We start from the raw sequence: 12,826 nt of genomic DNA on the forward strand, positions 1-12,826 counted from the left end.
AGCAGTATTTCTAAATAATATCAGGTTCTTCATCAAGTGGTTTTGATAGAGAAAAGCATGAGGTGTAATCCAGAGGAGAAGTCCTCTGGATTTTTTTGTCTTCTTATAAAGAAATTTTAATTGCTTCAAAAATTGTTATCGTTAACATTCATCACGAATATTCTTTCTAGTGATTGTGATGAAAGGCTTTTTGTTTTTTTTATGAAAAATGACAAGAAAAGGTCTATTTACTATTTGATTTAGTCACGCTACAATTCAAGCAACCAGATCTAAAGTGAAAAAGCTAATTTCGTTGAATAAAAACGTAAGCGATTTCTTTTTTACTTGAGCAAATGTATAGGAGGAATGAATATGAAGGAACAATGGTGGCAACGTGCGGTCGTTTATCAAATTTATCCAAGAAGTTTTCAAGATACGAATGGGGACGGAATTGGAGATTTACAAGGAGTTATTTCGCGTTTAGATTATCTTGAACTTTTAGGAATAGACGCTATTTGGCTGTCGCCAGTCTATCAGTCACCTAATGATGATAATGGGTACGATATCAGCAATTACGAAGAAATCATGAGTGAGTTTGGTACGATGACAGATATGGAAGAGTTGATTGCAGAAGGAAAGAAAAGAGACATCCGAATCATTATGGATCTAGTAGTCAATCACACTTCAGATGAACATGCTTGGTTTGTTGAAGCACGAAAGAGTCCAGAAAATCCTTATCGTGATTACTATATTTGGCGTGATCCTGTTGCTGGTCAGGTGCCTAATAACTTACGCTCCACATTCAGTGGTTCTGCTTGGGAATTTGATGAAGACTCAGGACAATATTTCTTACATTTATTTAGCAAAAAACAACCTGATTTAAATTGGGAAAATGAAAAAGTTCGTCAAGAAGTCTATGACATGATGAATTTTTGGATTGAGAAAGGTGTTGGCGGGTTTCGGATGGACGTGATTGACTTGATTGGCAAACTTCCAGATCAAGAAATTACAGGAAACGGACCAAAACTCCATGAATACTTACAAGAGATGAATGCTGAAACATTTGGTGGCAAAGATCTTTTAACAGTTGGAGAAACCTGGGGGGCAACGCCAGAAATTGCGAAATTGTATTCTAATCCACAACGAAATGAATTGTCCATGGTTTTCCAATTTGAGCACGTTGGTTTAGATCAGCAAGAAGGAAAAGAAAAATGGGATTTAGCACCATTAGATTTAACCAAATTGAAGGAAGTATTGTCAAAATGGCAAACTTCTTTAGGAAATGAAGGGTGGAATAGTTTATTTTGGAATAACCATGATTTGCCACGAATTGTTTCAAGATGGGGAAATGATCAACAGTATCGAGTAGAGAGTGCCAAAGCTTTTGCAATTTTATTACACTTGATGAAGGGGACGCCCTATATTTATCAGGGAGAAGAAATTGGAATGACCAACTATCCCATTACTGATATCAAGCAAGCAACGGATATTGAAACTATCAATATGTACCAAGAAAGATTATCGTTAGGTTTTTCTAAAGAGGACTTGATTGAATCAATCAATGCTAAGGGGCGAGATAATGCTCGAACACCGATACAGTGGGATGAAAGTACAAATGGCGGTTTTACGACTGGAACTCCGTGGCTACACGTGAATCCAAATTATCAAACAATCAACGTAGAACAAGCATTAGCAGACGCGAATTCGATTTTTTATACCTATCAGCAATTGATTGCTTTACGAAAAGAACATGATGTTATTGTTTGGGGGGAATATGAATTAGTGCACACACCAACAGAAGTTTTTGCTTACTTGCGTAGTTTAGGTGACGAAAAATGGTTGGTCGCATGTAATTTATCGGAACAGAATCAGACAGTTTCAGTTCCACAGAGTACAGAAATTATTTTAACAAACTATGAATTGACAGAGGTACCTGTTGGAGAAGTGACGATGCGTCCGTATGAAGCATTTGTGTTGAAGGTTTGATAAGAAGTAGCTAATTGAGAAAAGTCAGGCAAATGCACTAAACAAGCTGCCTGACTTTATTATCAAGTCAGCACGATAAAATAGGTATAGATTTTTGACAAATAATCCAAAAAATCATATGATATGCACACATGATTTTTACAGCAAAAGGATTCAACTGTTTTGTAACTTTAAATAACGAAAATTAGTATGCTTGTATCAGTTTTTCGTGAAAAGAAAATTAGTTAACAATTGCAACTGACGTTGTTCAAATCATTGGAAGTTTTTGCTTAAGTAATCATTCTTGATCAGAAACTTTACATAAATTCAATCCAATTCATTCACAATTCCAACACACACGAGAAAACTTAGCGAAAGAGAACAATTTCATCCGAGAGGAGGAAGAATCTCTTTTACTGAGTTTTTTTGTTTTTTTTTAAGGAAAAAATCGTTAAGAAGAGTGATATTTTTGAAACATTTTGACTGAAATGCTATTCTGCAAATAAGAAGATCAGAAAAGGAGAACATAGATGAAAATTGTGATCATTGGCGGTTCATTCGCAGGAATCCACGCAGCTCAATTACTTAACGAAGCTTGTCCACAAGCAGAAATTTATTTGATCGAAAAACAAAATGAAATCGGTTTTATCCCAAGCAGCTTTCATTTACTCTTGACGCAACAAATCATTGACAAAAAACAAAGCCATTGGATAACAAAAGAAAGACTTGAAAAAAATAGTCGAATCAATGTAATGACACAAAAGGCAGCGATTGGGTTAGTGAGAAATGAAGTGATATTAGACAACGGGGAAAAATTACCTTTTGACCAATTGATTATTGCGACGGGTTCCGCGCAAAGTTTTAGACGAATGGAGGAGCCAAAAGCACAGTACATTTATTCCGTTAAGAGGGGAAACGATTTTACTGAGTTGGAAGCAATACTTGCGCAAGCGGATAAAGTAGCAGTTGTAGGGGCAGGACAAGTAGGTGTGGCGCTAGCAGAAGACTTAACAGCTTTAGGAAAAAAAGTTGATCTTTATGAAAGCCGCAATCAAATTTTGTTTCGTTATCTTGATGAACAAATGACAGAGTCAATCGTGAATGAAATGACCAAAAGCGGCATACAGCTTTTTTTGAATGAACAAGTCCAAGTTTTAGCCGATAAAAATGGTGCTATTTTAGAGTCTGAAAAACGCAAAGCTCATTATGATCTAGTTTTATTAGCTAATCATACACGACCAGATAACAGTTTATGGGCAGAGACTATCAGTCTGAATGATGATGGAACGATTTGGGTGGACGACTATCTGCAAACCTCACGAAAAAATGTGTATGCCATTGGGGATGCTATCCAAGTAACCTTTCGACCAACACAAGAAAAAATGTATGTTTCACTAGTGAATAATGCTATTCGAACAGCACAAGTAGTTAGTCAAACAATCAGTGGGAAACCGACGAAAGATAGTGGTACCTATCGTCCAGTTGGTAATAAATGGTTTGGACATTTTATTGGTAGCGTAGGTTTGACCGAAAGTGAACGCTTTTTTTATGCAGGAAGAGTTCGGAAAATCAATCAAGAACATCGTGTTTCGCTTACGAATAATGAAAAGATTTACCTCCAGTTATTGGTTGATCAGGAAACAGATCAATTGATTGGTGCACAACTTCAAAGTAAGTCATCTGTTTTTCGATTATTGGATCTATTGACGATTGCGATCGAACAGCAGTGGACGTTACAACAATTGGGGGCGCATGAGTTATTTTTCCAACCAGAATACCGAACTCCAGAAACGATTTTAGAGATGAGTGAGTCTTCTTATGAGAGTTGAAGAATTACTAGAAAAGAAAGAACAACTACAAGTAACAATTTTACGTCAATTAGTCTTACGAGGTGGACAATCTTCCTTGAATGAATTGCGTCATGAGGTGGAGTTGTCTAAATCATCCTTTGATTCCTACTTGGAAGAGATTGAACTGATTGGTTTGAGTATGCAAAAAAAAGTAGAAGTTTTTCGAACTGATTATCAAGTCATCTTGTCTTTGGATGAAACAGTAAGTTTGGAACAAATCATATTGCACCTTTTACAAGATAGCTTGAAATACAAATTACTGACATATCTATTGGAACATCAACAAGCTTCAATTGTCCAGTTAGCAACGGCTTTTTCTATCAGTGAATCGTCTGTTTTTCGGAAGATCAAAGAATTGAATCGATTACTGAAAGAGTTTGGAATCCAGATAAAAAATGGTCAACTTTACGGAGAAGAACTGCAAGTAAGGTACTTTTATTACGAATTATTTCGATTTATTCCTGAAGAACAACGTCCACTTTACCTCCAAAATACACCAGATAAAAAGACGATTATCTTAGGGTTGGAGCATGTGTTAGAAACAACTTTTTCTACATTTTCGACTGCTCAATTAGCTTGTTGGGTGGGAATTACGAAGAAGCGATTAGTGAGCGAAAAAACGACTTTTTCAACTTTGCGGGAAAAGAAACAGCTATATCAAGAAGATCGGCTGTATCAAACAATCGATGCAATCTTGATTTTATATCTGAGTCGTTTAGCAGCGGATCTAAGTGCGTACGAAACGCTGATGTTTTATAGTTTTTTTGTTTCTTTTTCAATTTTAGAAGAGGAAATTTTTTATCAGTATGAGTTGACTCGAAGCAAAAAATTACCAACTGCAGTTTTGGATACATATATTCGAGAAACGATGTTATGGCATTATCGTCCAAGGCGACTAAAAATCAGTGAAGAAAAAGCTGTCGGGTATCAACTCTCACAAATCAATAATGAATTATATTTCTTTTATGGTAAATTAACGATTTACGATCGTAAACACTTGCTTGAACAACAGAAAAAGATGCTTGGGCATTCTTTGAGCAAGTTATTGGAACAACTAAAAGAAACAGCTATCAAGCAGTTACCTACGAAAGAATTTGATATTCAAACATTGGATAACTTAATGATTTTATATGCTAGTGTTCTGATGATGATTGATTTTTATATTGCGAAATTAGTGATTATCGGGATTGATTTAACGACTTTACCGATTTATCGCATTGCTTTCCAGCAATTTTTATTGAGCGAACTTAAGGGAATTAGTGGTGTGCAAGTAGAATCATACCAAGAAGGAAAAAAATATGATCTTATCATAACGTTTAATCAAATTAACAAAGAAGAAAATCGCTATTATCTTTCAGAATTTGCTTCTAGTTATGATATTGCACGATTGAAAAATCAGATTGAACGTTACAAAAAAGAAAAAAATTAACATCTTTGAAAGTCATTCGTATCAAGGAATTGAAAGAAAACTGTCAAAAATAATTCAAAAAAATCAATTTTTGGCAGTTTCTTTTTTTAATTACATTGTATGATTAGTTCAGTTAAAGAAAGCGTTTGCAAAAAATGGAGGGATAACAATGACAGAATCAACTTACATTATGGCCATTGATCAAGGGACAACGAGCTCACGAGCGATCATCTTTGACAAAAAGGGAAGACACATCGGCAGTTCGCAAAAAGAGTTCACTCAACATTTTCCTCAAGATGGTTGGGTCGAACACGATGCAAATGAAATTTGGAACTCAGTTCAATCAGTTATTGCAGGAGCATTTATTGAATCGGGGATCAAACCCAATCAAATCGCTGGGATTGGTATTACGAATCAACGCGAAACGACAGTTATTTGGGAAAAAGACACGGGACGACCAATCTACCACGCAATCGTTTGGCAATCTCGTCAATCAGCGGATATTGCGAATCAATTGAAAGAAGAAGGCTATCAAAAATTCTTCCATGAAAAAACAGGATTAGTGATTGACGCGTATTTCTCAGCTACTAAAATTCGCTGGATTTTAGATCATGTGGAGGGCGCACAAGAGCGTGCAGAAAAAGGTGAATTACTTTTTGGAACAATTGATTCATGGTTGGTTTGGAAGTTGACAGATGGACAAGCACATGTAACAGATTATTCCAATGCTAGTAGAACGATGTTGTTCAATATTCATAATTTAGAATGGGATCAAGAAATTCTTGATTTGCTGAAAATTCCTCGTGCAATGTTGCCAAAAGCAACGTCTAATTCAGAAGTTTATGGCTATACACAAGGTTATCATTTTTATGGTAGTGAAGCACCAATTTCAGGAATGGCAGGCGACCAGCAAGCAGCATTATTTGGTCAGATGGCATTTGAACCCGGCATGGTAAAAAACACGTATGGTACAGGTTCATTTATTGTCATGAATACAGGTGAGACACCGCAATTATCAAAAAATAATTTATTAACTACGATCGGTTATGGAATCAACGGTAAAGTGTACTATGCCTTGGAAGGAAGTATTTTCGTGGCAGGTTCTTCGATTCAGTGGTTACGTGATGGGTTACAGATGATGCAAAAAGCAAGTGACTCAGAAGAAGCAGCAAAACGTTCAACAAGTGATGATGAAGTTTATGTTGTTCCAGCGTTTGTAGGGTTAGGCGCACCTTATTGGGATCAAGCAGCACGCGGAGCGATGTTTGGGATTACTCGGGGAACGACGAAAGAAGATATCATTAAAGCAACGTTACAAGGAATTGCTTACCAAGTTCGTGACATCATTGAAACCATGCAGGCAGATACGGGTATTCAAATTCCTGTATTAAAAGTAGATGGCGGAGCAGCCAACAATGAGTATTTAATGCAATTCCAAACAGATATTTTGAACACACCAATCCAACGAGCTGAAAACTTGGAAACAACTGCTTTAGGAGCAGCTTTCTTGGCAGGTTTAGCAGTAGGTTATTGGAAAGATATGGATGAAATTCGTGAATTTTACGAAGCTGGGAAAATGTTTGAGGTTCAAATGGAAGAACAAAGACGTGAGAAACTTTACAGTGGTTGGAAAAAAGCTGTAGAAGCAACACGCGTATTTGAATAAGGGAGGAAAAACCATGTTCTCAAAGAAAACACGACAAGCAAGTATTCAAGCAATGCAAAAAGAAGAATTAGATTTACTCATCATTGGTGGTGGGATTACTGGTGCTGGGGTAGCAGTGCAAGCTGCTGCGGCTGGTATGAAGACTGGCTTGATTGAAATGCAAGATTTTGCTGAAGGCACTTCTTCACGTTCAACTAAGCTAGTCCATGGTGGCATTCGTTATTTGAAAAATTTTGATGTTGAAGTTGTAGCAGACACAGTGACTGAGCGTGCAGTGGTTCAACAGGTTGCACCACACATTCCTAAACCAGATCCAATGCTACTACCTATTTATGAAGATGAAGGTGCAACGACTTTCAATATGTTTTCTGTCAAAATTGCTATGGATTTATATGATCGTTTGGCTAACGTGATTGGGACAAAGTATGAAAATTATACATTGACGCCAGATGAAGTTTTAGAGCGTGAACCATTTTTAAAAAAAGAAGGACTACTAGGTGCAGGTGTTTACCTTGATTTTCGTAACAATGATTCACGTTTGGTGATTGATAATATCAAAAAAGCAGCTGAAGATGGTGCTTACTTGGTAAGTAAAATGAAAGCGGTTGGCTTCTTGTATGAAGGAAATCAAATCGTTGGCGTTAAAGCAAGAGATTTATTAACTGACGAAGTAGTTGAAATCAAAGCAAAAGTTGTAATCAATACAAGTGGACCTTGGGTCGACAAAGTTCGTAATATGAATTTCGCTCGGGCAGTTGTGCCGAAAATGCGTCCGACAAAAGGGATTCATCTAGTAGTCGATAGCAAGAAATTACCAGTTCCACAACCAACCTATTTTGACACAGGTAAGCAAGATGGACGTATGGTTTTTGCTATTCCTCGTGAAAACAAGACGTATTTTGGAACAACAGATACGGATTATCAAGGAGAATACACAGATCCAAAAGTAACGCAAGAAGACGTTGACTATCTTTTAGATGTTATCAACCATCGTTATCCAGAAGCAAATATTACGTTAGATGATATTGAGTCAAGCTGGGCAGGGTTACGTCCATTGTTAATTGGAAATTCTGGTTCAGATTACAATGGTGGTGACAATGGTTCGATCTCAGATAAAAGTTTTAATCAAGTGATTGATGCAGTAACTCAATTTAAAGAAAATCAAGTTTCTCGAATTGAAGTAGAAGATGTTTTGAATCATTTAGAAAATAGTCGTGGTGAAAAAGATTTAGCACCATCTGCCATTTCTCGAGGAAGTTCTCTTGAAATCGAACCAGATGGATTAGTAACTTTATCTGGTGGGAAAATTACCGATTACCGCAAAATGTCTGAAGGGGCATTGGCTTTGATTCGCCAACTATTACAAGAAAAATATGACTTAACCTTCAAAGAAATCGATTCAAAAACGTATGCTATTTCTGGTGGCGATTTTGATCCAACAAAACTAGAAGAAACGGTCGAAGAATTAGCAAAAATCGGTGTGGAAGCTGGCTTGTCTGAAGAAGATGCACATTATATCGCTGATTTTTATGGAACGAATGCTAAGCGAATCTTTGAATTAGCTAAAGAAATGGCACCATATTCTGGTTTGAGTTTGGCAGAATCTGCTCGGTTACGTTATGGTCTAGAAAATGAAATGGTCTTAACACCAGGTGATTACTTCATCCGTCGAACAAACCATATGTTATTTGAACGAGATCAACTAGATGAATTAAAACAACCTGTGATTGACGCAATGGCTGCTTATTTCGGTTGGTCTGAAGAAGAAAAGGAACAAGAAACAAGTCACTTCAATCAATTAGTCGATGAGTCAGATTTACGTGAATTAAAGGAGGAGAATAAATGAGCGCAGAAATGACCCAAATCATGGGAGAGTTTATTGGCACGTTGATTTTAGTATTGCTTGGTGATGGTGTCTGTGCAGCGGTTAACTTGAATAAGAGTAAAGCACAAGCATCTGGTTGGATCGTCATTGCTTTAGGTTGGGGGATGGCAGTAACGATGGCTGTTTACATTTCGGGATTTATGGGACCTGCTCACTTGAACCCCGCAGTTAGTATTGCAATGGCGATGACTGGTGCAATTGGGTGGAACCTTGTTTTCCCATTTATTATTGCCCAAATGCTAGGTGCATTTCTTGGTGCAGTATTAGTATGGCTATCTTACTTACCACATTGGGAAGCAACGAAAGATCAAGGAGCTATCTTAGGAACGTTCGCCACTGGACCAGCAATTAGAAATTATCCTGCAAACTTTATCACTGAATTGATTGGTACGTTTGTTTTAGTTTTAGGTCTATTAGCGTTTGGCGAAAATGCATTTGCTGATGGAACAAATGTATTTGCTGTTGGGGGCTTGATTTTAGCAATCGGTCTATCACTTGGTGGTCCAACGGGATATGCCATTAACCCAGCACGTGACTTAGGTCCGCGTATTGCTCATGCGGTGCTGCCAATTGGGAACAAAGGAACTTCGGATTGGGCATATTCTTGGGTACCGGTTCTTGGACCTGTTGCAGGTGCAATCGTAGCGGTTGGCGTTTTTTCATTGATGGTTTGATAATCAGATAAATTAAATCGTGAATCTCTAAGTGTGGGGTGAAAGTTCATCTCGCACTTTTTTTGGTGAACAAGCATTTTATTTCAACTTACAAAAAGTAAGCTGTATACTGGATGTAATCAAATAAATAGAAAATGAGGATAAAGCGATGGCGATTTTAATACCAGATTTTCAATTAGCAGCTACAGCACACATCGGAGTAGTCGCATTAACTGTTTCAAACTTAGTGAAAATGACTGATTTTTATGAACGTGTCATTGGGTTGACGTTACTGGAATCAACAGAAAATCAAAGTTTTTTAGGCGTGGAAGATCAAGTGTTGCTGATTTTAACCAAAATCGAAAATCCATTACCAGTTACTAGAAAAACTGGACTATATCATGTCGCCTTTTTATTACCGACGCGAGAAGCATTGGGTGATGCCTTGCTTCATTATTTACAAGTCAAAGCGCCGATTGCTGGTGCTAGCGATCATGGGTATAGTGAAGCCTTGTATTTAACCGATCCAGAAGGAAATGGCATCGAAGTTTATCGAGATAAGCCGATGCGCGAATGGCAAATCAAAGAAGATGGCGAAATCGTCGGAGTAACCGAAGCATTAGATGGCGATGGTGTACTAGAATCAGCTAGTCGCCATTGGCATGGATTTCCTAAGGGATCGATTGTAGGTCATATTCATTTAAAAGTCAGAGATTTAGATCAAACACAAACATTTTTTACAGAAGTGCTAGGCTTGAGTTTAAAAAATGATTTTGGTAACCAAGCAAAATTTTTTGCGGCTGGTTCTTATCATCACCATATTGGCAGCAATATTTGGTTAGGTACACATATTCCAGCAATGGCACCTAATGATCTGGGCTTGAATTACTATACGTTTGAAGTACCGCTAGCTGAATTAACTCGTCTAGAAGAATATTGGAAAACAAAAGCAATCGACTATGAGAAAAATGAAGAAGGACAATTGATTCTCTTTGATCCAAATGGAATCCAAGTCAGAATCACTGGTAGAAAATCATAAATTGAGGGATAAAATTGACAAAGTATCGTCTCCTTGCTATAGTTAAGTGGAAAATAAATAAACCTAGATGAATGGGGAATTTTTGTGAGTGTAGTAGGTATCTAATTAGTAAGTTGAATAACCGATGAACCAATAGAGGTTTATTTGGTGTGCTTATGAGTGATACCTGTCAGAAGAACATATTTTTTGACTTTTTAAGGATGGGACACAACTTTTAAGCTGTGTTGCGTCCTTTTTTTGTACGGAAAAAGACGTAACAAGCGATAGCGGTTTGTGTTATTTCATCGTACTTTGAAAAAGGCTTAAGGTAAGTGTTTGTTTTTTACAATAAAAGTTTTCTAGGGATTTATTTATTTTAGGACGGGTATCTCTTCGTAGAAAAGGAGAGAATATGAATAATCAAATGATTGAAAAATTACAATTTAATGAAATCAAAGAAGAAGTAAAAAAACGTGCGATCGGACAATACACCAAGGAGCGAATTGAACAAACAACTGTTCAAACAAATTTGCAAACTGTTCAAGTTTGGCAAGTGGAGACGAAAGAAGCACGGACAATTTTAGAAAGTAACCAACACGTACCATTTATGGGTCTTAGTCGAATTGGTCATTTAACAGAGCAAGTGAAAAAAGGATTGATTTTAACCCCTGCAGACTTGATTGAGTATGCTGATTTTTTGAGAAGTAGTCGAATGATTACGAAGTTTTTTGAGAAAAATCAATATCAAACACCCACTTTACATGCGTATACCAATCATTTGCCAGACTTGTTGGCAGTGGAAGAAATGATTTATCAAAAAATCACGAACCAACAAGTGAGTGATAACGCTTCACGAAATTTACGAAAAGTACGAAAACACCTACAGAATTTAGAAAAAGAAATTCAAGAACGTTTATTAAAAATTTTACGTCATCCAAATCATAAAGAAATGATCCAAGAGGCAATGATTGTTCGAAAGGGTGAGCATTACACGATTCCGATCAAGGCAAGTTATAAAAATAAATTTTCAGGAACGATTATTGAACAATCAAATAAAGGGACGACCGTTTTTATGGAACCAGCAGTTATTGCTAAGTCAAATGAGCAATACCAGTTGCTAAAAGCAGAAGAAATTGCGGAAGAATACCAAGTGTTAGCTGAATTAACTGGATTGCTAGCAGAAGAAGAACAAGCAATCAGTTTGATTATTGAAACGATTACAGCGTTAGATATCATTTTTGCTCGTGCGAAGTATAGCCGTGAATTACAAGGTGTCACACCACGAATCAATAAATCAGAAAGAATTTCAATCAAGCAAGGGAAACATCCTTTCTTAGCTGAACATGCAGTGCCGTTAGACTTTGACTTAGGGATTGATTATCGTGGCTTGGTGATTACAGGTGCGAACGCTGGTGGGAAAACAGTTGTATTGAAAACGGTAGGATTATTTACACTCATGGCGATGTTCGGTTTACAAGTCCCAGCACAAGAAGGGACAGAACTCGCTATTTTTGACGAATTATTTGTAGACATTGGCGATCAACAAAACTTAGAAAATGCTTTGAGTACGTTCTCTGGTCATATGCAAAATATTGCAGAAATTTTAAAAAAGGTGAACAGAAATACGTTAGTTTTACTTGATGAAATCGGCAGTGGAACAGAGCCTAATGAAGGCGCAGCGTTGGCTGTTGCAATCATGGAAACGATGTATGAGAAAGGCGCCTTGCTTGTTGCAACGACTCATTATGGTGAAATCAAGAAGTTTGCTAAGGAACATGAAGATTTTATCCCTGCAGCAATGGCGTTTGATAGAGACGCTTTACAACCAAAATACTTGTTACAAGTAGGTGAAACAGGTGATAGTCAAGCGTTGTGGATTGCGAAAAAAATGAAAATGTCTTCCGCGCTGATTGGCCAAGCGCAAAAATATATCCAACAAAAAACGTATCAAACAGAGAAAAAAGATTTTGCAGAACTAGGCTCAAAAGTAGGAACTAACGCGACTGAGTTTGTCAAACGATGTTTTGATAAAGGAGATCGTGTATGGTTAACAGAATATCAAAAAGAGGGACTAGTATTTGAAGATGATGGTTCAGAAAGAGTAGTGATTTACTTAAACGACGAAAAAATAGCAGTCCTTCGTCAACGCGTGCAGTTCAGACGAAGTGCAAGTGAATTGTACCCTGAAGGATACGATCTAGATAGTCTATTTGTAGACTTTAAAACAAGAAAAAAACAACGTGATTTAGAAAGAGGATCGAAAAAGGCGCATAAAGAGCTGTTGAAAGAAATGCGTACACGACAACATCAAAAGAAAAAAGAACCCGATATTCACTAAAGGAGATAACCCGCTATGATAGTGTTTTCGTGGGGCTTAAGTTAAAATAAAATGGAACGAGTTT

Annotated in this window: 8 protein-coding genes; all 8 read left to right on the forward strand. The window is 37.1% G+C overall.

Annotated elements, in window-relative coordinates; genetic code table 11:
• Nucleotides 1-351: 351 nt before the first annotated feature.
• Nucleotides 352-1,965 (forward strand): glycoside hydrolase family 13 protein, encoded by a 1,614-nt coding sequence (locus AC4BC3_RS01550; RefSeq protein WP_490466782.1) that lies wholly within the window; start codon nucleotides 352-354, stop codon nucleotides 1,963-1,965.
• Between the two features lie 509 nt (nucleotides 1,966-2,474).
• The gene (locus tag AC4BC3_RS01555) at nucleotides 2,475-3,773 is read left to right on the forward strand and encodes an FAD-dependent oxidoreductase (RefSeq protein ID WP_490466783.1); all 1,299 of its coding nucleotides are present in this window, start codon (nucleotides 2,475-2,477) and stop codon (nucleotides 3,771-3,773) included.
• Nucleotides 3,763-5,223 carry a helix-turn-helix domain-containing protein gene (locus AC4BC3_RS01560; RefSeq protein ID WP_490466784.1) on the forward strand — a complete coding sequence of 487 codons (1,461 nt, stop codon included), beginning with the start codon at nucleotides 3,763-3,765 and terminating at the stop codon, nucleotides 5,221-5,223. The genes AC4BC3_RS01555 and AC4BC3_RS01560 overlap by 11 nt, the downstream gene beginning before the upstream one ends.
• Nucleotides 5,224-5,371: 148 nt before the next feature.
• A complete protein-coding gene (gene glpK / locus AC4BC3_RS01565; RefSeq protein WP_490466785.1) occupies nucleotides 5,372-6,868 on the forward strand; it encodes a glycerol kinase GlpK in 1,497 nt (498 codons plus the stop codon).
• A gap of 13 nt (nucleotides 6,869-6,881) precedes the next feature.
• Nucleotides 6,882-8,714, forward strand: coding sequence for a type 1 glycerol-3-phosphate oxidase (gene glpO, locus AC4BC3_RS01570; RefSeq protein ID WP_206909333.1), 1,833 nt, complete (start codon nucleotides 6,882-6,884; stop codon nucleotides 8,712-8,714).
• Complete coding sequence (locus tag AC4BC3_RS01575) at nucleotides 8,711-9,427, forward strand: MIP/aquaporin family protein (protein ID WP_206909332.1); 717 nt, start codon at nucleotides 8,711-8,713, stop codon at nucleotides 9,425-9,427. Before glpO ends, AC4BC3_RS01575 begins: the two co-directional genes overlap by 4 nt.
• 148 nt (nucleotides 9,428-9,575) lie before the next feature.
• Nucleotides 9,576-10,445 carry a VOC family protein gene (locus AC4BC3_RS01580; protein ID WP_490466786.1) on the forward strand — a complete coding sequence of 290 codons (870 nt, stop codon included), beginning with the start codon at nucleotides 9,576-9,578 and terminating at the stop codon, nucleotides 10,443-10,445.
• A 391-nt stretch (nucleotides 10,446-10,836) separates the two neighbouring features.
• Entirely contained in the window at nucleotides 10,837-12,762 is a 1,926-nt protein-coding gene (locus AC4BC3_RS01585; RefSeq protein WP_490466787.1) for an endonuclease MutS2, read from the forward strand.
• Nucleotides 12,763-12,826: the final 64 nt, after the last annotated feature.

It is taken from the genome of Enterococcus sp. AAFC-DPL-6103, from assembly GCF_058216595.1.